This window comes from Nocardia sp. NPDC058244 (assembly GCF_042882065.1).
Classification (GTDB): Bacteria; Actinomycetota; Actinomycetes; order Mycobacteriales; family Mycobacteriaceae; genus Nocardia.
Map to the genome: position 1 here is coordinate 404,126 of NZ_JBHVWX010000008.1, position 21,528 is coordinate 425,653.

A 21,528-nucleotide genomic window follows, 5' to 3' on the forward strand; every position below is an offset into this window, starting at 1 on the left:
TTTCAGTGATGCACCGATCGGCGGTGACAGGGGGGGGTTGTTCGGCATCGTTCGTAGCGTGTGGTCCCGTTCTGGTCCCGTCGCAAGCCCGAGGTTGAGCGTCCGCGGACTTGTAATTGACGACGGGCCGTACCTTTCGGTCTCACTGAGCACTACCACGCTGCTACGGATGCACGGTGGTCCGACGGAGATAGCGACTCTGCGGACCAGCAGCGGACGTCGACTCGGAGCGGCGGCGGTGTAGATCCCACGGTTCGTCGTGTTCGGATCCGGACGGCGCTGTGCCGGGTGTTCTGTAGACGACGGCACCGCTAACCGCCTGGCCGTCAAGACCTCTCGGTGCATAGGTTCTCCGGATCGCGACAGCGTACTTATCTCGAGGCATGCCTGCATCGCTGGGAGCTGGTGGCGGGAGGATAGCGTGTTGAATTCGATGGTTTCGGCATCAACGCCATGGCATCATTGCGCAGTGAGCGAAGCATCGAGCAACGAGAGTGACATTCCCCCATACGCACGATTGGCAGCGGGCCTCACCGGCGAGGATCTCCACAACGCCATTACACGATCCGGTTATCCGTTTCAAGCAGTTATCGCGGACCGCCTACGCTCGGCTCTAGAGCAGATGTCTCGATCCTCCGCAATTCAGGAGGAGTGGCCGTATATCGATGACGAGTCAGGGCATGCGAGGACGGTTGATATCTATGCCCGAATTTTCCTCGGCCCCAAAGGTGGCGCTGATGCGGATTACCCTGCGCTAAATCTCGTTGTAGAATGCAAACAGAGCGAACTCCCCTATGTCTTCTTCTTGCGCGAGTCCGCACCTAATGGTGTGCAGCTATTGCGTGTAGCGGGATCGAAAAACGGAATGATTAGACTGGTTGACCTTACTGGAGAGGCGGATGAGGATCCGAAGCCTCGAGTCGCATTCCACATGCCTATCCACGACGTGTTTTCTGCGTACGATTTACCTTTCTTCGACACCCCGGCGCCCTGGGCTATATCTCTTTCAAAAGCCGTCCGAAAGCCGAAGGTCGAATTAACCGGAGAAGAGGCCTACCGCTCTCTTACTCTGCCGCTCTTGAAGGCGGTGAAGCACCTTGAAGCGGTCTCGATCGGTCCGGATGGAAAAGATAAACCATTTCTGATAACGTTCTGTGTCGTCGTGGCGCGCGCGCCACTGATCGGTGTAACGATCCACGAGGAACAGCCACATCTGGTGGCAATGCCGTGGTATCGAGTAACCCATGTAGAACCTGACCAGGGTGGTCCTCGAATATTTTCAAACACGGCCAGATACTACGACGTGGTCCATGAATGCTTTTTTGATGAATATGTAACGAAGCTGATGGAATCCATGGACGAGCTTGCTGAACGAATGAAAGGACATCGAGAAGAAGTGGCAACTGGCCTTGGGGCATTCACCATGAGCTCCGAGGAAGAGAACGAGGACGAGGGCATCTGGAAAACGCTAGTCCCGATGTCTGAAGATGAAACAAACAACTTGGAGAGCAAACACCAATTCATCATTAGTCGACAAATTGGCGGATTGTCAATCCGACCACAGTCCAATGAGCAGCGCTTTGGTCAGATCGCGGTACTTGGACCTCTCCCGGACGAATTCGAAATGGAGGGCGGAGATGAATCCTCCCGTGAGGCGATCTAAAATATGTGCGGGTTCTTGAAAATGTGGCATTAACTGTGCGGATTTTAGGTTACGATGCTGCATCGTTGCAGGTCACGGCATCGTTTGTCGGTGTGAGGATTCCGGCCTGACCTGCAAGAACGCGGGTTTGCATCGTTTGGGTGTTTGTGGAGTTCGAAGCTACCGCGGACGAATGCGGACTTTCGACCTTGGAACAGCGGTGGTTGACCCCCGCTGTTTCGTCGTGTCTTGGCTGCGGGGCTGGATCGCGACCATGACGAGCTACAAGGACTCATGCGTGGCCTAGATCCACCGATCAGATGACCTCTATGTTCTGACGCAGATTGTGTACGAGACGTTGTCCATCGGCAGTGAGTGCATAGCCACGCGTGAGGTAGAATTCTCGTCCACCCTCGGTGATTCCGTGAAATGCACCCGCGACGTCGGTGCCATTAAGCCCTTCGACCAGGCCATCTTTCAGGAGGTATCCGAACAGTACGGGCGTTTCGGGTAAGAGGACATACGGTGAGTCCTCGTTCTCAACGAAGTGCTCTAGGATGCGGCGCTCAACATCGTTGTATCGGCGGTTCACGACTGCTAGGTTCCGCTTGATGATCCGGAGTGCTTTCTGGTCAAGCCGCCGCGGACCCGTGCCTTTCCGTCGATGGCAGTTGGCACACAGCACGATCATGTTCGAGAACTCGTGTGTCTTGACATTGGCGTACTCCTCGATGTGCTCGATTTCGAGGGGTTCAACGGTCCGACAGGTCGGTACGGCACACCTGTAACCCGCCTCAATCATCAGGTCACGAACGAGGTCGGCGGGAATGGCTTCTCGGTCAGACACTTTCACTCCACTAGTACTGAGGGACCTGCCGAACGCAGGGAGTCTGTCATCCACCTTTCCACGTCGCGAGTATGTTGTGGCCGTGTACTGGGTTGAGGTGCGCACACCGGGGCTGGCTCACCGCCTGCCCGATAAGGCCTGCCGTTCACGCGCAGAGGCTCACAGGTCAAGGGGTGCGAAGCAATCAGCGCAGCTGACGCCATGGCGCCCTTGAGGTGTGAGGGGCGCGGGATCACAATGCATGCCAACCCAGTCCAGGGCCACGCGGCCACCGGTCGCGATACCACCGACCTCACCGCGGATTCCGTTCAGCAATTCGCCGGGCATGGTTCCTAGCCCGGGGTCGACATCGTTGGCGACCCGCTACCGGCTTCGTTGACGGCGGCCAGGAAGTGAGGGGGCCGATGCCCCCGGGTGGTCAGTGGTACTCGGTCATGAGGTGCTCGCCGATGCGGTAGTCGTCGAGGCAGGGCTGGCACGCGAAAAGCGGCTTCCAGGGGCCGAAGTCGTACCCAGGGAAGACGGTGGTCGAGGGTGCGGTGGTGCAGGCCCAGCAGGTGATGACGGTGGTGTTGGACATGATCGGGGCTCCTCTCCGGTTGGGGTGGTCTGGCTCTGTGTCGGTGGAATCTGAGCTCGCCCGGACCAGGCCGCACCCACCCCGGCAAAGGCTCACCACCCGAGGTGGTCACCCGGCTGAGAGCTCGAGGTGAGATGAACCGCCCGAAATGACGTCGCCGCCGGTGACCACCTCGGGTGGTGACACGTTTTGGCCTTTGCCGGGGTGGGTGTGGTCTGGTACGCCATCGGCAGATTCCGTCGACGCAGAGTCAGGCCGCACCGGACGGAGAGGAACCCTGATGACCATCGCTGCTATCTGCGTGGGTATGGCGCAACCACAGCCGGTCGACTGGCACGATGCCGACCGATCCGTCAGAAGCTGCGGGAGAGACAGCCGGGGACGGCTCACGTCGCGCCCAGCACTGCTCGGGTAAAAGCAGAAAGCAGCCAGATAGGGGCAGCCGCCTGGTGTAGCGCGTGCTCGTCGCCGACGTGCCGACCCGCCGCGGCGACCGCCGTTCAGGGAGCCGCGCTGCGGGTCGCAGCGCGGCGGCGGCGCGCACGCGCCGCCGCAGGCGCCTTGAATACGTGAACCGGGCGGATGGGATGCACTCGGGCCTGCGCCACCTCTACGCCTCGAAGCTGCTCTCACGTGGTGTCTCGGTCAAGGAGCTCGCCGACTACCTCGGCCACGAAGATCCGGGCTTCACGCTTCGGGTGTACACACACCTGCTTTCGTCCAGTCACGAGCGCGCCCGCCAGGCCGTCGACGAGTCGGCCCACATTTGGGAGCTTCCTCCCACCAACGGCCTGGAAGCGGCCTGAGTGACCATGATCCCGAAACGGCCGGTCTCCGAAAACAGAAATCCGGTGCGAGTCAGCAAGTCGACTCGCACCGGATTTCCGTTGTCTACCAGCTCACTTGAGCTCGGCGCTGGTCTTGCCGAGGACGCGGCGAGCCACGATCAGCTGCTGGATCTGCTGGGTGCCTTCGAAGATATCGAGGATCTTCGAGTCGCGGCCCCACTTCTCCAGGAGCAGGCGCTGGGAGTAGCCCAGGGTGCCTGCCAGCTCGACGGCCTTGAGGGTGACGTCGGTGCCGGTGCGGCCCGCCTTGGCCTTGGACATGGAAGCCTCGAGCGAGTTCGGCTTCTTGTTGTCGGCCATCCACGCCGCGCGCAGCGAGAGCAGGTAGGCCGACTCGTAATCGGCTTCCAGGCGCAGGAATTCGGCGGCGGCGGCGTGCTGGTTGATCGCGGGGGTGTCGTAGGAGATCTCGACACCGGCCTCGGTGAGGATGGTGCGCAGTTCCTCCAGCGCGGCACGGGCGACACCGACGGCCATCGCGGCCACCAGCGGGCGGGTGTTGTCGAAGGTCTGCATGACCCCCGCGAAACCCTTCTCCACGTTGACTTCCGGCGAGCCGAGGATGTTGTCGGCCGGGATGCGGCAGTCCTGCAGCAGCAGCACCGCGGTGTCGGAGGCCTTGATGCCGAGCTTGTGCTCGAGCCGCGCCACCGACAGGCCGGGAGCGTCGCGCGGGACGACGAAGGACTTGATCGCCGCGCGGCCGAGGCTCTTGTCGACCGAGGCCCACACCACGATGTGGGTGGCGCGCTGACCGCAGGTGACGAAGATCTTCTCGCCGTTGAGCACCCACTCGTCGCCGTCGAGCACGGCGGTGGTGGTGACGGCGGCGGAGTCGGAACCGAAGGACGGCTCGGTGATGGCCATCGCGGCCCACACCTTGCCGAAGCGCTCCAGCTGTTCGTCGGTGGCGACCGCGGCGATCGCGGCGTTGCCCAGACCCTGATAGGGGATGGTCAGCATCAGGCCGACGTCGCCCCACGAGGTCTCCAGCGCGTTGAGCAGCGCGGACATGTTGCCGCCGTTGGCATTGGCGACCAGGTCGCCGTCCGCCTCGTCACCGCGACCGCCCGCGGCGCCACCGATCTTCTGGGTGCCGGAGTCCGACAGGCCCTCGATCATGGCGGCCATGGTGTCGAGCTCGACCGGGTACTCGTGCTCGCCGAGGTCGTACTTGCGGGAGATGGGACGGAAGATCTGGGAGGCGACCTGGTGGGCCTGGTTGGCGCTCGCCTTCAGCTTCTTGGGGAGTTCGAGATTGATCATGGAATTCTCCTGGGTATCGAAGACGGACCGACTAGACCAGCACCACGCCCTCGGCAACGCCGACGGCTCGCAGGTCGCGGTACCACCGCTCGACCGGGTGTTCCTTGGTGAAGCCGTGGCCGCCGAGCAGCTGCACGCCGTCCAGGCCGATCTGCATGCCCTTGTCGGTGGCCAGCTTGCGCGCCAGCGCCGCCTCGCGGGCGAACGACAGACCCTGCTCCGCGCGTGACGCACCCCGCAGGGTCACGAGCCGGAGACCGTCGAGCTCGATCGCCATGTTGGCGACCATGAACGCGACCGCCTGGCGGTGCGAGATCGGCTCGCCGAACGCTTCACGCTCGTTCACGTAGGGGATCACGTAGTCCAGCACGGCCTGGCCTGTGCCGATCGCCAGCGACGACCAGCCCAGGCGCGCCAGCTGCACCGCGTCGGCGTACTCCTCGGCGCGCGCCTTGGCGTCGCCGTCACCGAGCACGGCGTCGGCGCCGACGGCCACGTTGTCCAGGACCAGCCGGCCCAGGCCCGCGGCGCGCAGACCCATGCTCGGGTCGGCCTCGACGGACAGGCCCGCGGTGTCGGACTCGACGATGAACAGCGCCGGGCGCCCGTCGAGTTCGGCGGCCACGATGAACAGCTCGGCATCGGCGGCGGCCGGGACCAGGCTCTTCACGCCGCTGAGGCGGAAGCCGCTGGGGGAGCGGGTGGCCTTGGTCTGCAGGGCGAACGGGTCGAACAGCGCGCGCGGCTCGTTGATCACCACGGACGCCTGCGGCACGTTCTCGCCAGTGAAGGCGGGCAGGTAGGTCTGCTGCTGGGCGTCGGTGCCCCACTGGGACAGCGCGACGGCCACGCCGCTGGGCGCCAGGATCGGCAGCGCCAGGCCCATGTCACCGTGCGCGAGCGCCTCGGCGACCAGGGCGTTGGTGACGGCGCCGCGCTCGCTGGCCGCGCCTTCCAGCTCCTCGGGCACGTTGATCAGGGTGATACCGAGTTCGGCGGCGCGCTCGAGCAGATCGCGCGGCGCCTTGGCCGCGTTGTCGGCGTCGTAGGCGGCCGGGCGCAGGATCTCGCCGGCGAAGTCCTTCACCGTCTCGACGATCATCTGCTGCTCGTCGGAGGGGGTGAGGTCGAAGTAGTCCTTCGTCTTGGCCTCGTTGTCGGGCAGCCGCTTGGGCTGGCCGCCGCCGGTGACCTTGGCGAAGGTCCGGGTCGCCGCGCCCAGGGTGCGGAAGCCGGTCTTGGTGCCCTCGTAGGTGACGCGTTCGATGGGCTTGCGCAGGTTGTACTTCTCGGCGAGCTCCGACCCGGTAATGGTCGTCAAAGCGCGCATGGCGGCGCCCATCCAGTCCCGCTTGGGCTGGCTGAGGCCGACCGCGGACGTGTCGTTCGGACGTCGCTTCGTCGCGCTGTCTCGAGTGCTCATCATCACCTGATTTCCTCGGCTGTCGGGGCGCTGTGGACCCCAGCTATCTTACTCCTCGGTAAGACTATCTTACTCTGGAGTAAGAAGCTCGTCGATGTCCGCGAAATCGGGGATTTCGTGTCAGTCTGGACGAGTGACCGTGATCGCGTCGGTTTTCGCGCTGGTTCTGTTGATCACCACGACGCGCTACGGCTACCACCGTGACGAGATGTACTTCCTGGCGGCGGGTCGCCGCCTGGACTGGGGATACCCCGACCAGCCCCCGCTGACCCCCGCGCTGGCCCGGCTGCTGAGCACGATCGACCCCGATGCCCTGTGGGTATTGCGGCTGCCCGCGATCGCGGCCGCGACCTTCGTCGTGGTGTGCGCCGGACTGCTGGCGAAAGAGCTGGGCGGCGGGCGCGGCGCGCGGGCGCTGGCCGCCGCCGCGGTGGCGAGCGCGGCCATGGCACAGGCGGCCGGACACCTGTTCGGGACCACGGTCTTCGACCTGGCGGCCTGGTCGCTGATCTGCCTGCTGGTGCTGAAGCTGCTGCGCGGGGCCGATCCGCGATGGTGGCTCGCGGTCGGCGCGGCGGTGGGGTTCGGGGTGCAGAACAAGGTGCTGGTCGTCGTGCCGGTCGGCGCGCTCGCCCTCGCTGTGCTGCTGACCGACCAGCGAAAAGTGTTCGCCACCAAGTATTTCGCGGCAGCGCTCGGAATCTCGGCGGTGCTCGCGGCGCCGTATCTGTGGTGGCAGGTGGACAACGGCTGGCCGCAGTGGGCATTGAGCCGGGCGATCGCCGGTGGGTCGTCGGGGACCTCGGATTCGCCGATCATGTTCGTGCTCTTGCAATTCGGGCTGTTCGGCCCGCTGCTGGTGCCGCTGTGGGGCTACGGGATGTGGCGATTGTGGCGCTCGCGGTATCGGGCCTTCCCCCTCGCCTATGGACTGCTGTTCGCGCTGTTCCTGGTGGGTGGCGGCAAGGCGTACTACCTCGGCGGGATGTATCCGGTGCTGCTCGCCGCCGGTTCGGTCGGGCTGGCCTCGGCACTCGGTGATCACCGGAAGCGCTGGGCGGCAGTGGGTTCGGTGGTCGCGCTGAACGCGGCGATGTCGGCGGTGCTGTTCCTGCCGGTGCTCCCGGTCGCGCAGCTGCCGGACTCGCCGGTGCTCGCGGTGAACTACGACGCGGGCGAGACCATCGGCTGGCCCCGCTATGTCGCGCAGATCGCGGCCGCCCGGCCACCGGAGGCCGCCGTGCTCACCGCGAACTACGGCGAAGCGGGCGCCATCGAACGTTACGGCCCCGAATACGGCCTGCCGACACCGTATTCGGGCCACAACGCCTACTGGTGGTGGGGCCCGCCACCCGACACCGCGACCACCGTCCTCACCGTCGGCATCGAGCGCGACCGGCTCGCCGAGCTGTGCGCGGTCGTCGAACCGGTGGGTGTGCTCGACAACGGGCTCGGGATCGACAACGACGAGCAGGGGGAGCCGCTGTTCGTCTGCCGGGCGCCGCTGCGGCCGTGGTCGCAGGTGTGGCCGCAGCTGCGCGCCCTCGGCTGAGCGCGCTACAGACCGCGCCGGGCGAGGAATTCGAGCAGGACCGCGCGCCATTGGTCGGGCCGCTCGGCCATGACCACATGGCCCGCGTCGATCTCGGTGTACTCGGCGCCGGGGATCGCCGCCGCCAGTGCCCGGGAATTGGCCGGGTCGACGAGCAGATCGGCGGTGGTGTTCACGATCAGCGTCGGCACCGTGATGCCGGCCAGGTCGGCGGTGGTGTCGACCGTCTCGATGAGCGCGGCCTGCTGCCCGGTGCCGCCGGGGATACCGGCGGCGGTCTGGGCGACCAGTTCGTCGATCGCGGCGGCGGGCAGCGCGTTGACGAACTCCGGTGCGAACCCGGTCAGCAGGACCAGCCGCGCGAAACTCTCGGTTGCGCCCCGCGCGAGCAGATCCTGCCAGGCCTGCACGGCCAGCCGGGCGCGATTGTCCGGTGCCGCGAGTCCGGCGGTGAGCACCAGGCCCGTGACCCGCTCCGGGTGCCGGGCGGCGGCGCGCACGGCGACGGCGGTGCCGAGTGAGAAGCCGACGATGGTGAAGGTCGGCACCCCCGCGTCCACCGCGGCCGCCACCAGGGCGTCGGCGAGGGCGTCGAGGTCGAGCGGGGTGTCGTCGCCGGGGTAGTCGGAGGCGACCACCGTGTGCGCGGCGGCCAGGTCGGCGAGCACGACGCCGAAATTGCTCTCGATCGCACCGCCGGCGCCGTGGGCGAGGACGAGGCCGGGGCCGGAGCCGTGGACGGTCGTGCGCAGGGGAATCGTTGTCATACGGCGGAGGTTAGGGATTCACATGGGTGTGAAGGTCAAGGCGAACGTGCGGGCGATCACATGCTGATCGGCGAACTCGCGCACCGGACCGGCGTCAGCACGCGCTTGCTGCGTTACTACGAGGAACAGGGCCTGCTGCGGCCACACCGTGACCCGAACGGCTATCGCAGCTATCCCGAGGCGGCGGTCGGCGAGGTGACCAAGATCCGCGAGCTGCTCGCGGCGGGCCTGACCACCGACGACATCGCCCAGCTGATGCCCTGCACCGACCCGGACGGGCCGGTGCAGGCGTGTGAGATGTCGGTGCGGATCATGTCCGAGCGCAGCGCCGAGCTGACCCGGCGGATCACCGACCTGGACCGGCAGCGCGTCGAGCTCACCGCGCAACTCGGCGCGGCGCTGGACGCGCGGACGGCGGGGACCGGGGAGCGGGTCCCCGCCCACGGCTCCGCGACTACTCCCTGACGTAGAACCGCAGGGTGAGATAGGCCGTCACGGCGGCGAACACGATGCCGATCGGGGCGATGGTCAGCGCGACCACCGCGATGTCGTCCCCGGTGATGCGCGGGAAGACATTGCTGTCGAACAGCGGGCCCAGCGCCCGGTCGATGACCAGCGGCCGCGCGATCACCAGCCCGAGGATCGCCAGCACCGAGCCGACGAACGCCGCCGCGACCGCCTCCAGCAGGAACGGCAGCTGGGTATACCAGCGGGTCGCGCCGACCAGGCGCATGATGCCGACTTCCGTGCGCCGCGTGTACGCGGCGATCTGCACCATGTTCAGGACCAGCAGCATCGCCGCCAGCGCCATCACCAGCGCCAGCCCGAACGCGGCATTGCGCAACCCGTCGAACAGGCTCACCAGCCGGTCGACGAACTCCTTGTCGTTGGCGACGATCCGCACGCCGGGCCTGGTCGCGAAGCTGTCGTAGATGTGCTGGTACTGGTCGGCGTCGGTCATCTTCACCCGCAGCGAGGCGGGCAGCGGCGAGTCGGCGATGTACTGCACCATCTCCGGCTGATCGGCGAACAGCTTCTTGGCCTCCTCGAGCGCGTCGGCGCGATTGAGGAACTGCACGCTCTCCACCCCGGAGGTGCCCTTCAGATCCGCCAGCAACGACTTGCAGGGGTCGGCGGCGCAGTCGGGATCGGTGTCGGAGACGGCGTCGTCGAGGTAGAACCGCACCTCGAGCCTGCCGATGAAGAAGTTCTCGGTCTTGTCGGCCATCCGCACCGACAGCATGCCGCCGCCGAGCATCATCAGCGAGACCGCGGTGGTCAGGATCATCGCGATGGTCATCGTCAGGTTGCGGCGCAGACCGTCGACGACCTCGGTGAACAGGAAACTCAGTCGCATTATCGCCCCACCCCGTAGACACCGGTCGCTTCGTCACGCACGAGTCTGCCGTGGTCGAGCTCCACCACCCGCCTGCGCATCGCGTCGACGATGTGGTTGTCGTGGGTGGCCATCAGCACGGTGGTGCCGGTGCGGTTGATCCGTTCCAGCAGCGCCATGATGTCGGCGCTGGTGTCGGGGTCGAGGTTGCCGGTGGGCTCGTCGGCGAGCAGCACCAGCGGCCGGTTGACGAACGCGCGCGCGATCGCCACGCGCTGCTGCTCACCACCGGACAGTTCCGAGGGCAGGCGGTTGCCCTTGCCGCCGAGCCCGACCATGTCGAGTACCTCGGGCACGGTGCGTTCGATGAACTGCCGCCGCTTGCCGATCACCTCGAGCGCGAAGGCCACGTTCTGCTCCACGGTCTTCTGCTGGAGCAGCCGGAAGTCCTGGAAGACGCACCCGATCCGTTGCCGCAACTTCGGCACTTTCCGGCCCGGCAGCCGGTCGACCCGGAAATCGGCCACCCGTATCTCGCCCGCCGTCGGCGACTCCTCCTTGAGCAGCAGCCGCATGAAGGTCGACTTCCCCGAACCGGACGGGCCGATGATGAAGACGAATTCGCCCTTGTCCACCTCGACGGAGACGTTGTCCAGCGCCGGCCGCGTCGAGGTCTTGTACGACTTGGTGACGTTGCGCATGGTGATCACGGGGAGCCAGTGTAGCCAGCGACCGCCCCGGCGACCGGGCCCCGACCGGCGTCGGCGAGGCGGCGAGCAACCCTACGGCGTCGGATCGACCCAGGCGGGCACGGCGTTGAGCAGCGACACCGGGCCGGTGTTGGTGGTTTCGGCGGGCTTGACGAACAGGTAGACGACGAACGTGGACACCCAGGTGGCCATGAGGATCGCCGTCGACTTACGTGGTTTCACTGATTCCTTCCTTACGCAGGGCGGCCGCGACGCGTACGCGCAGCTCACGCCCCACCTCGAATTGTTTGCCCGGCAATGTGCGGGCAACCATCCGGATGTTCATCTCGTCGAGCGAGAGATCTTCCACACCCATCACGGACGGCTCGTCGAGCAGCAGTGGCTTGAGGCGGCGGTCCTGGTAGGCCTTGGTGCACACCTCGTGCAGGATTTCGTTGATCTTGGTGATGTCGGCCTGGGCCGACACCGGCACGTCGATCGCGGCACGCGCCCAGTCCTTGGACAGGTTGGTCACCTTCACGATCTGCCCGTTCGGGACGGTGATGACCTCGCCGTCGGAGTTGCGCAGCGTGGTGATGCGCAACGTCACGTCCTCCACGGTGCCCTCGGCCGCGTCAGCCGATCCGGTGACCGCGATCCGCACCACGTCACCGAAGCCGTACTGGCGCTCGGTGATCAGGAAGAACCCGGCCAGGATGTCCTGCACGATCCGCTGCGCGCCGAAACCGAGCGCCGCGCCGAGCACGGCCGCCGGGGCGACCAGACCGGTCACCGCGAAGCCGAGCCTGCGCAGCACCTCCATGCCGACCAGCACGTAGACGATGGTCAGCACCACCCAGGTGATGACCTGGGCCAGGGCGTGCCGGTGCTTGGCGGCCTCGGTGCGAACCAGGGCGTCGCTCGAGTGGAAGCCCGCGTCGATCTTGGTGGTCACCCGGTCGCGCACGAAGGCGGCGAACCGGCCGAACAGCATCGCGCCGACCACCAGCAGGACGATCTCGAGCCCGCTGGACCGCAGCCAGGCCGTGATCTCCGGTGCCGTGTTGATCGCGAGGACGCCGCTCATCGCCTCGCCCCGGCCGAGAGTCGACGGGGCTTGCGCTGGCACAGTTCCGGTTCGCTCGAACACACACCCGAAAGGTTACAGCGGGGTCACGGTGCGCGGTCAAACGCGAACAGCGTCACACCGGCCGAGCGAACAGGTGGCTACGCGTCGGCCTGTTCCCGCATGCGCCAACGGATTCCGGACTCGATGAAGCCGTCGATATCGCCGTCGAGCACCGCCGAGGGGTTGTTCACCTCATAGTTGGTGCGCAGGTCCTTGACCATCTGGTACGGGTGCAGCACGTAGGAGCGCATCTGATTGCCCCACGAGGCGCCCTCGTTGGTCTTGAGCGCGTCCATCTGCGCGCGCTCCTCCTGGCGCTTGCGCTCGAGCAGCTTGGCCTGCAGCACGCGCATGGCCGAGATCTTGTTCTGCAGCTGCGACTTCTCGTTCTGACAGGTCACCACGATGCCGGTGGGAATGTGGGTCAGGCGCACCGCGGAGTCGGTGGTGTTGACGCTCTGACCACCGGGGCCCGAGGAGCGGTACACGTCCACCCGGACCTCGCCCTCGGGGATCTCGATGTGGTCGGTGGTCTCGACCACCGGCAGCACCTCGACCTCGGCGAAGGAGGTCTGGCGGCGGCCCTGGTTGTCGAACGGGCTGATCCGGACGAGCCGGTGCGTGCCCATCTCCACCGAGAGCGTGCCGTAGGCGTAGGGCGACTTCACCGCGAAGGTGGCGCTCTTGATGCCCGCCTCTTCGGCGTAGGAGGTGTCGTAGACCTCGACGACGTACTTGTGCCGCTCGGCCCAGCGGATGTACATGCGCATCAGCATCTGCGCCCAGTCGGCGGCGTCGACGCCACCGGCGCCGGAACGGATGTTGACCAGCGCGTCACGCTTGTCGTACTCGCCGGAGAGCAGGGTGCGCACCTCCATCGCCTCGATGTCGACCCGCAGCGCGGCGCGCTCGGTGTCGGCGTCGGCGGTGGCTTCCGCGGCGGCCGCGCCCTCCTCGGACTCGGCCAATTCGTAGAGCACCGGCAGGTCTTCGAGGCGCTGGCGCAGGTCCTCCACGCGGCGCAGCTCGCTCTGCGCGTGCGACAGCTCGCTGGTCACCTGCTGGGCGTGGTCCTGGTTGTTCCACAGCTCGGGATCGGCCGCCTGGTGCTCGAGCTCATCGATGCGACGGCGTAGCTCCTCGACATCGAGGACCGACTCGACCGTCTTGAGCGTGGTGTCGAGTTCGGCGAGATCGGCGATAACGTCAGGATGCACGATTCCCAAGGTTACCGGTCGGCTCCGACACGGTGAAACACGCGCACCCGCGACGGCGCGCTGCGGTCAGCTCGCGATGGCGCGCAGGCCGCCGGGGCGCCGTCCGAGCAGCCGGTCCAGGGCCGTCGCGCTGGCCTCGTCGGCGGGCAGCAGGACATACAGCGACTGGTCGTCGTCGAGGGACAGATCCAGTGATTCGTAGGCCAGCCGCAGCGTGCCCGCCTCGGGATGGCTGATCCGGTTGATCCCGCCCGAGGGCGGCAGTCCCGGCAGCGTGGCCAGCCGATCGGTGAACGGCGCGCCCGCGGTGACCGTCAGCTCGTCGACCAGCGCGGCCACCATCGGGTCGGCGCGGTACGGGCCCTGCTTGAGCGAGGCCACCAGCTTGTCGGCGGCGGCGTCCCAGTCCGGGTACAGCTCGCGCGCGCCCGGATGGGTGAAGACGAACCGCGCCACATTGGCCGGTTCGCCCTGCTCGAACAGGCCGCTGGGCGCCATCAGCGTGCGGTAGCCCGCGGTGCAGGCCAGCACCTCGGTGAACCGGTTGGTGATCGCGGCGGGCGCGGGTTCGAGCTGGTCGAGGATGGCGCGGATGGTCGGCCGGACGGTGCGGTTCGGGCCGTTCTCGGCGGCACCGCAGCTGAAACCGGACATGCCCTTGGTGAGCTGGTGTAGATGCACCCGTTCGCGCGGGCTCAGCCGCAGCGTGTCGGCCAGCGCCGACAGCACCGGCGGCGACGGATGCCGGTCGCGGCCCTGTTCGAGCCGGATCAGGTACTCCACGCTGACCCCGGCCAGCATCGCGACCTCGGCCCGGCGCAGCCCCGGTGTGCGCCTGCGCGTGCCAGCGGGCAGGCCGACCTCGGCGGGCGTCACCGCCTCGCGGCGGGTACGCAGGAACAGCCCGAGTTCGTTGTCGCTCACCCGATCGACGGTACCCACTCGCGCGGGCCGGAGAGTGGCCGTGCCACTACCACTCTCAGCGTGGTCTCCCTGACAGCTCCGCGACCGGCGACGGTAGTGACACCGGCCGATCGGGCCGGGCTCACGACAGAGGAGAACACGGTGTCCGCACAGCCACTGAAGCTCGCGATCATCATCGGCAGCGTCCGCGAGGGCCGGTTCGGTCCGGTGGTCGCGAACTGGTTCGCACAGCAGGTCGACGACCGTTTCGACGTCGACATCATCGATCTGGCCGAGGCCGACGTGTCCGCCGCGCTGCCCGCGGTGCCGCCCGCCCTCGACCCCGCGCCCGCCCGTCCGGCCGCGATGGGCGATCTGACCGAGCGCCTGGCCGCCGCCGACGCCTTTGTCATCGTCACGCCCGACTACAACCGCAGCTACCCGGCCGCGCTCAAGGCCGCCATCGACTGGCACTTCACCCAGTGGGATGCCAAGTCGATCGGCTTCGTCGGCTACAGCGGCGGCTCCGGCGGACTGCTGGCCATCGAGCACCTGCGGCAGGTGTTCAACGAGCTCAATGCCCACACCGTGCGCAACTATGTGTCCTTCCCGCGCTACTACCTGCTCTTCGACGAGAACGGGCAGCTGCGGGAGCCCGCGGAGCCGGCGGCGGCGGCGCAGGCCCTGCTCGATCAGTTGCACTGGTGGGCAAGCGCTCTCGTCGCCGCCCGGTCGGCACAGGTCGCGGTCTGACGACCGAGGCAGGCGGGCCGACCGCGTGCTCGGCCCGGGGCGAAGGCCGCCGTGCGCGGCCGCGGGCGCACCTGCCGCCGCGCCGAGCCGCACGCCCGTCGGCCGCGACGTCGGCCGCGTCCGCGCAGCCAAATACACTGGCCCGCGTGGCTGCCTACTCCGCTGACCTGGACCTTGCCCTCCGACTGGCCGACGAGGCCGACGCGATCTCGCGGGTGCGTTTCGGCGCCGTCGATCTGAAAGTCGACGCGAAGCCGGACCTGACGCCGGTCTCGGATGCCGATCTGGCGGTCGAGCAGGTCATCCGGCGTGTGCTCGCCGCCGAACGCCCCGGCGACGCCGTGCTCGGCGAGGAATTCGGCGGCGACGCCGAGTTCACCGGCAGGCAGTGGGTGGTCGACCCGATCGACGGCACCAAGAACTTCGTCCGTGGCGTGCCGGTGTGGGCGAGCCTGATCGCGCTGCTGGTCGACGGGGTGCCGGTGGTCGGTGTGGTCAGCGCGCCCGCGCTGGGCAGGCGCTGGTGGGCGGCCGCGGGCTCGGGCGCGTGGGCCCAGGTGCACCCCGGCGCGCCGAAGCCGATCACGGTGTCGGCGGTGGGCGCTCTCGACTCGGCCAGCCTGGCCTTCTCCAGCCTGTCCGGCTGGCACGAGCGCGGGCTGCGGGAGAAGTTCATCGACCTCACCGACGAGGTCTGGCGGGTCCGCGGCTACGGCGACTTCTTCAACTACTGCCTGGTCGCGGAGGGTGCGGTCGACATCGCCGCCGAGCCCGAGGTCTCGCTGTGGGACCTGGCCGCGCTCGACATCCTGGTCCGCGAGGCCGGTGGCGCGTTCACCTCCCTGGACGGTCGATCCGGCCCGCACGGCGGCGACGCGGTGGCGAGCAACGGCCTGCTCCAGGACGAGGTCCTCGCCCGTTTGCGCGGCTGATCCGAGTTATCCACATGTGTGCGGAGGCCGGTGAACGCCGTCGTCGGGTCCGGTGGACGGACTGCGCGCCCGGCCCACGCTCGTAGGATGGCCCGGTGAGCAATTCCGGCGCCACAGCCCCCGATGTCGACGACTTCCCGCCCGAAGACTTCCCGCCCGACGACGCGTACCCGTCCGATGGTGGCTATATCTCCGAGCACGATCTCGACGACACCGGCGGCTTCCACTTCGACGACCTCGCCCCGGCCACCCCGGGCCGCGCGGCGGCGCCCGCCCGCGCGGAGACCGCCGAGGAGGTGCTGCGCCGGGTCTTCGGTTACGACGCCTTCCGTGGCGACCAGGCCGACATCGTCGCGCAGGTCGTCGGCGGCGGTGACGCGCTGGTCCTGATGCCGACCGGCGGCGGCAAATCGCTGTGCTACCAGGTGCCCTCGCTGGTCCGGCCCGGTGTCGGCGTCGTCGTCTCGCCGCTGATCGCGCTCATGCAGGACCAGGTCGACGCGCTCAGCGCGCTCGGTGTGCGGGCCGGGTTCCTCAACTCCACCCAGTCGCCGGATCAGCGGCGCACGGTGGAAGCGCAGTTCGTCGCCGGTGAACTCGACCTGCTCTATCTCGCGCCGGAACGCCTGCGCCTGGAGTCCACGCTGCGGCTGCTCGACCGCGGCACCGTGGCGCTGTTCGCGATCGACGAGGCGCATTGCGTGTCGCAGTGGGGCCACGACTTCCGGCCCGACTATCTCGCGCTGTCGCTGCTGCACGAGCGCTGGCCCGATGTCCCGCGCATCGCGCTCACCGCGACCGCCACCGAGAAGACCCGTGCCGAGATCGTCGAGCGGCTCGACCTGGGGTCGGCGAAGCAGTTCGTCTCCAGCTTCGACCGGCCCAATATCCAGTACCGGATCGAGTCGAAGAACCGGGCCGACCGTCAGCTGCTCGATTTCATCCGCGCCGAACACCCCGGCGACGCGGGCATCGTCTACTGCCTCTCGCGCAATTCGGTGGAGAAGACCGCCGCGATGCTCAACGAGAACGGCGTGCGCGCGGTGCCGTACCACGCGGGCCTGGACAACCGGACCCGCGCCGAGAACCAGGCCAGGTTCCTGCGGGAGGACGGCCTGATCGTGGTGGCCACCATCGCTTTCGGCATGGGCATCGACAAGCCCGACGTGCGGTTCGTCGCCCATCTCGATCTGCCCAAATCGGTGGAGGGCTACTACCAGGAGACCGGTCGCGCAGGCCGCGACGGGCAGCCGTCGACGGCGTGGATGGTCTACGGCCTCGCCGATGTCGTCCAGCAGCGCAAGATGATCGACTCCAGCGAGGGCGACGCCGCGCACCGCAGGCAGTTGCAGCTGCACCTGGACGCCATGCTCGCGCTGTGCGAGACGGTGGGCTGCCGCCGCGTCCAGCTGCTGAACTACTTCGGTCAGCCCGGCCAGGCCTGTGGCAACTGCGATGTGTGCCTGAATCCGCCGGAGACCTGGGACGGCACCGTCCCGGCGCAGAAGCTGCTCTCGACCGTGCTGCGGCTCAAACGCGAACGGGGACAAGCGTTCGGCGCGGGCCATCTGGTCGACATCCTGCTGGGCAAGTCGAACCCGAAGATCACCCAGCACCGGCACAACGAGCTGTCGGTGTTCGGCATCGGCACCGATCTGCGCGATACCGAGTGGCGCGGCGTGACGCGTCAGCTGCTCGCCGGCGGACTGCTCGCGGTGCAGGGGGAGTACGGCGTGCTCGCGCTCACCGAGGCCAGCAACGAGGTGCTGTTCGAGGGCAAGAAGGTGCTGATGCGCCGCGAGCCCGAACGCGCCGCCCGGCCCGCGCGCAGCGCGAAATCGGCCAAGGCCACGGTGGATCTGCCCGCGACCGACCTGCCGCTGTTCGAACGCCTGCGCGCGTGGCGGGCGGCGACCGCCAAGGAGCAGGGCGTGCCCGCCTACGTGGTGTTCCACGACGCGACCCTGCGCGAAATCGTTGCGCGCAAACCGGGTTCGCTCGCCGAGCTCGGGACCGTCGGCGGCGTCGGCGAGAACAAACTGGCCCGCTACGGCGAGGGCGTACTGGCCGCGCTGACCGAGGAGTAACCGGCGAAGGAACCCGCGACGAACCGGGGCGGGGCGCGATACTGTCGAGGCATGGCGAACGGTGAAGGCTCCGAGAGCGAGTCGTCGGGCGGCACGAGCCAGGGCGGCGGCGATACTCCGCTGCCGCCGATCCCGCACCGGCACATCGACCCGGTCGTCGCGCCCAGCCTGCTCGGCGGCCACCACCCGGTGGTCCACCGGGGCAGGCCGCGCTGGTCGACCGTCGCCCTGATCCTCGTCTTCGCCTCGGCGCTCGCCCTCTATCTGGCCCTGCGTCCGGGCGGCTGACGGCCGGGCCCTTCGCGATCCGGTACCCGCCCGGTTCCGGAATCTTTGCGATGCTGCGGACCAGGAGACGGCGCCGAGCACTGTGACCTGTGGTAGCCGCAGGTCATAGCCCCGCCGACCGACCCGCCCCCGGCGCACTGTAGGCCTCCTCGACCGATCGAGCCGATCGGTCCCGGCCCGAGGAGGCGACGGGAATGCTGTGGGTGACCTGGGTGACGCGAGGGGTGTGCGCCGCCCTGATCGCGACCGGATTCGTCTGTGCGACAGCACCGGTGGGCACCGCCGAGTCCGCGACACCGATCGGCGTCGCGGACCTGCACCGGATGCTGACGCCGACGCTGCCCGGCACCTACGGTGACGACACCGCCGTGGTGATCCTCGGCTACGGCCTGACACCCGAGGGCGACCTGCGCCCGGAACTGGTCCGGCGGCTACGGGCGGGCCTGGTGCAGGCGGTGTTCGCGCCGTGGTCGCCGATCATCGTCACCGGCGGGAACCCGCAGGCCGGGCTGAGCGAGGCCGACGCGATGGCCGACTGGCTCCTCGCGGCCGGTGTCGACCCGGCGCGGATCCTGCGGGAGCCGCAGGCCGATTCCACGGTGGCCAACGCCCGCTTCACCGCCGCGCTGATGGCCGAACATCACCTGCGCGCGGCCGTGCTGGTGACCTCCGGCGACCACGTCGACCGGGCCAGAGCGGCCTTCGACGACGCGGGCGTGCTCGTCGTCGGCGAGCTCACCCCCGACCGCACGCTGTGGCCGGTGCTGCCCCTGCGGATCGACCGCTTCGGTCCCGCGCTACCGCCCGGTTAGCCGTTCGCTGTGACCGGACACAGTGTTTCGTCATGTGACCCGCCGCCGGACCGTCGGCCCGCCATCGTTGGGCCCAGGGGGTCCGCCGTTTCCCGCCCGTCAACTCCGAGGTGACATCCAATGACGCTCCAGCTGTCCGACCGCGACATCCTGGCCGAACTCGAACCGACCGCCGAAGCGAACCTGAACGACCACCTGGCCAAGGCCAAGGACTGGCACCCGCACGACTACGTGCCGTGGGACGAGGGCCGCAACTTCGCCGCGATGGGCGGCATCGACTGGGACCCGGAGCAGTCCCGGCTCAGCGAGGTGGCCAAGGCGGCGATGATCACCAACCTGCTCACCGAGGACAACCTGCCCTCCTACCATCGCGAGCTGGCCGACACCTTCGGCTTCGACAACGCCTGGGGCACCTGGGTCGGGCGCTGGACCGCCGAGGAGAACCGGCACGGCATCGTCATGCGCGACTACCTGGTGGTGACGCGCGCGGTCGACCCGGTGGCGCTCGAGGAAGCCAGGATGGCGCACATGACCGCGGGCATCGCCAAGCCGGAGAAGGGCTCGCAGTTCCTCAAGGGCGTCGCCTACGTCACCTTCCAGGAGCTGGCGACCAGGATCAGCCACCGCAACACCGGCAGGCTGTGCGACGACCCGATCGCCGACCGCATGCTGGCGCGCATCGCGACCGACGAGAACCTGCACATGGTCTTCTACCGCAAGCTCTGCGCGGCCGCCCTCGACCTCACCCCCGACGCGACCATGCGCGCCATCGCCGACGTCGTCCTGCGCTTTCAGATGCCCGGCCTGAACCAGCCCAACTTCCGCCGCAACGCGGTCCTGCTCGCCAAGCACGGCGTCTACGACCTGCGCCAGCACCTCGATGTCGTGCTCGAGCCCGTGCTGCGCACCTGGAAGGTCTTCGACCGCACCGACCTCGGCGACGAGGGCGAACGCGCCCGCGACGAACTGCACGCCTACCTGCTCGACCTCGAGGCCAAGGCGAACCGCTTCGAGGAACAGCGCGACCGGGCACTGGCCCGCGCCCTCGAGCGCGCGGCGAGCTGAGGGCGGGGCGGACCTTGGAATAAACGGCTGGCGCGGTCACTTAGAGTTGACCGTTATGAAGGAAAAGGGCAGGAAGGTCATCGCGACCAACCGCCGGGCGCGGCACAACTACACGATCCTCGACACCTATGAGGCGGGGATCGCGCTGGTCGGCACCGAAGTGAAGAGCCTGCGCGAAGGCAAGGCGTCCCTCGTCGACGCCTTCGCGACCGTCGACAACGGCGAGGTCTGGCTGCGCGGCCTGCACATTCCGGAGTTCAGCCACGGCACCTGGACCAACCATTCGCCGCGGCGCACCCGCAAGCTGCTGCTGCACAAGCGCGAGATCGAGCACCTGGTCGGCAAGTCCAGGGAGGGCAACCAGACGCTGGTGCCGCTGTCGATGTACTTCTCCGACGGCAAGGTGAAGGTCGAGCTCGCGCTCGCCAAGGGTAAGCAGGACTACGACAAGCGCCAGGACCTCGCCCGCAGGCAGGCCGAGCGGGAGGTCACGCGCGAGATCGGTCGACGGGTCAAAGGCATGCGTTGATCTCCGTCCTGCTCGCCCTCGTGGCGGCGGCGGGCTACGGAGTCAGCGATTTCTTCGGCGGGATCGCCGCCCGGCGGGTCACCGCCCTGCGGGTGGTCGTCGTGTCCTACCCGTTCTCGGTGCTGCTGGTCCTGCTGATCGCGCCGCTGGTCGGCGGGCACGCGGACGCGGCATCGATGCTGTGGGGCCTGGCCGCCGGCGTGGCCAGCGGGCTGGCGGTGTGGTGGTTCTACGCCGCGCTCGCCGACGGGCCGATGTCGGTGGTGTCGCCGGTGACCGCGGTGCTGGTCGCCGGGATCCCGGTGGTCGCCGGGTTCTTCCTCGGCGAGCGGCCGGGTCCGGCGGCCATCGCGGGGATCGCGCTCGCGTTGGTCGCGGTCGTGCTGGTCAGCCGGGAAGCGCCCGACGAGACGACCGAGGAGATCATCGGCGGGCGGGAACTGCGCTTCACCCGCCGGGTCGCGCTGTTGACCGTGGGTTCCGGCGCCGCGTTCGGGTTCGCCTTCTTCTTCCTGCACGAGACCAGCGCGAGCGCCGGGCTGTGGCCGCTGCTCGGCCAGCGCGCCGCCGCGACGGCCGTCGTCTGGACCTCCGCGCTGGCCGCCGGCCAGTTCCGCGGCCTGCACGGGGAACCGCTGCGGCTCGCGCTGGCGGTCGGTGTCCTCGACGTGATCGCCAACGCGGCGCTGCTGTACGCCTTCCACGGATCGTTGCTGTCGGTGGTCAGCGTGATCGGCTCGCTGTATCCGGCCGCGACCGTGCTGCTGGCGATGGTGCTGCTCGGCGAACGGATCAGCACGACGCAGAAGGTGGGCATGGTGCTCGCGCTCGCGGCGGTCGCCATGATCGCCGCGAGCTGAGCT

General features: G+C 68.1%; 23 protein-coding genes. 12 read left to right on the plus strand and 11 right to left on the minus strand.

The window, feature by feature from the left end; translation table 11 throughout:
• The first annotated feature begins 469 nt into the window (after positions 1-469).
• Positions 470-1,663 carry a hypothetical protein gene (locus ACFVW6_RS26175; protein ID WP_378822880.1) on the plus strand — a complete coding sequence of 398 codons (1,194 nt, stop codon included), beginning with the start codon at positions 470-472 and terminating at the stop codon, positions 1,661-1,663.
• Positions 1,664-1,958: 295 nt separating this feature from the next.
• Here the strand turns inward: ACFVW6_RS26175 and ACFVW6_RS26180 are convergent, their stop codons facing one another.
• Both ACFVW6_RS26180 and ACFVW6_RS26185 read right to left on the minus strand, forming a co-directional pair.
• Entirely contained in the window at positions 1,959-2,489 is a 531-nt protein-coding gene (locus ACFVW6_RS26180; protein WP_378822879.1) for an HNH endonuclease, read from the minus strand.
• A gap of 418 nt (positions 2,490-2,907) precedes the next feature.
• Positions 2,908-3,069, minus strand: coding sequence for a hypothetical protein (locus ACFVW6_RS26185; protein ID WP_378822876.1), 162 nt, complete (start codon positions 3,067-3,069; stop codon positions 2,908-2,910).
• Between the two features lie 458 nt (positions 3,070-3,527).
• Here ACFVW6_RS26185 and ACFVW6_RS26190 point away from each other — a divergent pair, with 458 nt between their 5' ends.
• Complete coding sequence (locus ACFVW6_RS26190; protein ID WP_378822875.1) at positions 3,528-3,875, plus strand: tyrosine-type recombinase/integrase; 348 nt, start codon at positions 3,528-3,530, stop codon at positions 3,873-3,875.
• 93 nt (positions 3,876-3,968) lie between these two features.
• On the opposite strand, the gene ACFVW6_RS26195 is transcribed toward ACFVW6_RS26190, so the two are convergent.
• On the minus strand, positions 3,969-5,183 hold the full coding sequence (locus tag ACFVW6_RS26195) for an acyl-CoA dehydrogenase family protein (protein ID WP_378822873.1): 1,215 nt from the start codon (positions 5,181-5,183) through the stop codon (positions 3,969-3,971).
• Between the two features lie 31 nt (positions 5,184-5,214).
• Complete coding sequence (locus ACFVW6_RS26200) at positions 5,215-6,609, minus strand: acyl-CoA dehydrogenase family protein (protein WP_355283088.1); 1,395 nt, start codon at positions 6,607-6,609, stop codon at positions 5,215-5,217.
• Positions 6,610-6,745: 136 nt separating this feature from the next.
• On the opposite strand from ACFVW6_RS26200, the gene ACFVW6_RS26205 reads away from it, so the two are divergent.
• The gene (locus ACFVW6_RS26205; protein ID WP_378822870.1) at positions 6,746-8,158 is read left to right on the plus strand and encodes a glycosyltransferase family 39 protein; all 1,413 of its coding nucleotides are present in this window, start codon (positions 6,746-6,748) and stop codon (positions 8,156-8,158) included.
• Between the two features lie 5 nt (positions 8,159-8,163).
• On the opposite strand, the gene ACFVW6_RS26210 is transcribed toward ACFVW6_RS26205, so the two are convergent.
• A complete protein-coding gene (locus ACFVW6_RS26210) occupies positions 8,164-8,925 on the minus strand; it encodes an alpha/beta fold hydrolase (RefSeq protein WP_378822868.1) in 762 nt (253 codons plus the stop codon).
• A 60-nt stretch (positions 8,926-8,985) separates the two neighbouring features.
• Between ACFVW6_RS26210 and ACFVW6_RS26215 the strand changes: the two genes are divergently transcribed.
• Complete coding sequence (locus tag ACFVW6_RS26215) at positions 8,986-9,390, plus strand: MerR family transcriptional regulator (RefSeq protein ID WP_378822866.1); 405 nt, start codon at positions 8,986-8,988, stop codon at positions 9,388-9,390.
• Here ACFVW6_RS26215 and ftsX read toward each other — a convergent pair.
• From ftsX to ACFVW6_RS26245, 6 genes are all read right to left on the minus strand, one after another.
• Complete coding sequence (gene ftsX, locus ACFVW6_RS26220) at positions 9,380-10,282, minus strand: permease-like cell division protein FtsX (RefSeq protein ID WP_355283076.1); 903 nt, start codon at positions 10,280-10,282, stop codon at positions 9,380-9,382. The genes ACFVW6_RS26215 and ftsX overlap by 11 nt on opposite strands.
• Positions 10,282-10,971 (minus strand): cell division ATP-binding protein FtsE, encoded by a 690-nt coding sequence (ftsE, locus tag ACFVW6_RS26225; RefSeq protein ID WP_218717630.1) that lies wholly within the window; start codon positions 10,969-10,971, stop codon positions 10,282-10,284. The genes ftsX and ftsE overlap by 1 nt, the downstream gene beginning before the upstream one ends.
• Positions 10,972-11,043: 72 nt before the next feature.
• Positions 11,044-11,193 carry a hypothetical protein gene (locus ACFVW6_RS26230; RefSeq protein ID WP_357343690.1) on the minus strand — a complete coding sequence of 50 codons (150 nt, stop codon included), beginning with the start codon at positions 11,191-11,193 and terminating at the stop codon, positions 11,044-11,046.
• Positions 11,180-12,037 (minus strand): mechanosensitive ion channel family protein, encoded by an 858-nt coding sequence (locus ACFVW6_RS26235; protein WP_218717628.1) that lies wholly within the window; start codon positions 12,035-12,037, stop codon positions 11,180-11,182. Before ACFVW6_RS26235 ends, ACFVW6_RS26230 begins: the two co-directional genes overlap by 14 nt.
• Before the next feature lie 140 nt (positions 12,038-12,177).
• Positions 12,178-13,296, minus strand: coding sequence for a peptide chain release factor 2 (gene prfB, locus ACFVW6_RS26240; protein WP_365007261.1), 1,119 nt, complete (start codon positions 13,294-13,296; stop codon positions 12,178-12,180).
• Between the two features lie 66 nt (positions 13,297-13,362).
• Positions 13,363-14,220 carry a helix-turn-helix transcriptional regulator gene (locus ACFVW6_RS26245; RefSeq protein WP_378822862.1) on the minus strand — a complete coding sequence of 286 codons (858 nt, stop codon included), beginning with the start codon at positions 14,218-14,220 and terminating at the stop codon, positions 13,363-13,365.
• 141 nt (positions 14,221-14,361) lie between these two features.
• Between ACFVW6_RS26245 and ACFVW6_RS26250 the strand changes: the two genes are divergently transcribed.
• From ACFVW6_RS26250 to ACFVW6_RS26285, 8 genes are all read left to right on the plus strand, one after another.
• A complete protein-coding gene (locus ACFVW6_RS26250) occupies positions 14,362-14,952 on the plus strand; it encodes an NADPH-dependent FMN reductase (protein WP_378822860.1) in 591 nt (196 codons plus the stop codon).
• 146 nt (positions 14,953-15,098) lie between these two features.
• Positions 15,099-15,884: a histidinol-phosphatase gene (gene hisN / locus ACFVW6_RS26255; RefSeq protein WP_378822857.1), complete on the plus strand. Its 786-nt coding sequence runs from the start codon at positions 15,099-15,101 to the stop codon at positions 15,882-15,884.
• A 95-nt stretch (positions 15,885-15,979) separates the two neighbouring features.
• Complete coding sequence (gene recQ, locus ACFVW6_RS26260; RefSeq protein ID WP_378822855.1) at positions 15,980-17,971, plus strand: DNA helicase RecQ; 1,992 nt, start codon at positions 15,980-15,982, stop codon at positions 17,969-17,971.
• A 51-nt stretch (positions 17,972-18,022) separates the two neighbouring features.
• Positions 18,023-18,259: a hypothetical protein gene (locus ACFVW6_RS26265; protein ID WP_365007257.1), complete on the plus strand. Its 237-nt coding sequence runs from the start codon at positions 18,023-18,025 to the stop codon at positions 18,257-18,259.
• 194 nt (positions 18,260-18,453) lie between these two features.
• Entirely contained in the window at positions 18,454-19,071 is a 618-nt protein-coding gene (locus tag ACFVW6_RS26270) for a YdcF family protein (RefSeq protein WP_378822853.1), read from the plus strand.
• A gap of 120 nt (positions 19,072-19,191) precedes the next feature.
• Positions 19,192-20,136, plus strand: coding sequence for an acyl-ACP desaturase (locus ACFVW6_RS26275; RefSeq protein ID WP_378822850.1), 945 nt, complete (start codon positions 19,192-19,194; stop codon positions 20,134-20,136).
• A gap of 55 nt (positions 20,137-20,191) precedes the next feature.
• Complete coding sequence (gene smpB / locus ACFVW6_RS26280) at positions 20,192-20,665, plus strand: SsrA-binding protein SmpB (RefSeq protein ID WP_110036321.1); 474 nt, start codon at positions 20,192-20,194, stop codon at positions 20,663-20,665.
• Positions 20,662-21,525: an EamA family transporter gene (locus ACFVW6_RS26285; RefSeq protein WP_357343706.1), complete on the plus strand. Its 864-nt coding sequence runs from the start codon at positions 20,662-20,664 to the stop codon at positions 21,523-21,525. Before smpB ends, ACFVW6_RS26285 begins: the two co-directional genes overlap by 4 nt.
• Positions 21,526-21,528: the final 3 nt, after the last annotated feature.

Coding starts and splice junctions, on each gene's coding strand:
- ACFVW6_RS26270 (WP_378822853.1), top strand. CDS start 18,454: ATGCTGTGGGTGACCTGGGTGACGCGAGGGGTGTGCGCCGCCCTGATC.
- ACFVW6_RS26195 (WP_378822873.1), bottom strand. CDS start 5,183: ATGATCAATCTCGAACTCCCCAAGAAGCTGAAGGCGAGCGCCAACCAG.
- ACFVW6_RS26215 (WP_378822866.1), top strand. CDS start 8,986: ATGCTGATCGGCGAACTCGCGCACCGGACCGGCGTCAGCACGCGCTTG.
- ACFVW6_RS26235 (WP_218717628.1), bottom strand. CDS start 12,037: ATGAGCGGCGTCCTCGCGATCAACACGGCACCGGAGATCACGGCCTGG.
- smpB (WP_110036321.1), top strand. CDS start 20,192: ATGAAGGAAAAGGGCAGGAAGGTCATCGCGACCAACCGCCGGGCGCGG.
- ACFVW6_RS26275 (WP_378822850.1), top strand. CDS start 19,192: ATGACGCTCCAGCTGTCCGACCGCGACATCCTGGCCGAACTCGAACCG.
- ACFVW6_RS26185 (WP_378822876.1), bottom strand. CDS start 3,069: ATGTCCAACACCACCGTCATCACCTGCTGGGCCTGCACCACCGCACCC.
- ACFVW6_RS26200 (WP_355283088.1), bottom strand. CDS start 6,609: ATGATGAGCACTCGAGACAGCGCGACGAAGCGACGTCCGAACGACACG.
- ftsX (WP_355283076.1), bottom strand. CDS start 10,282: ATGCGACTGAGTTTCCTGTTCACCGAGGTCGTCGACGGTCTGCGCCGC.
- ACFVW6_RS26210 (WP_378822868.1), bottom strand. CDS start 8,925: ATGACAACGATTCCCCTGCGCACGACCGTCCACGGCTCCGGCCCCGGC.
- ACFVW6_RS26265 (WP_365007257.1), top strand. CDS start 18,023: ATGGCGAACGGTGAAGGCTCCGAGAGCGAGTCGTCGGGCGGCACGAGC.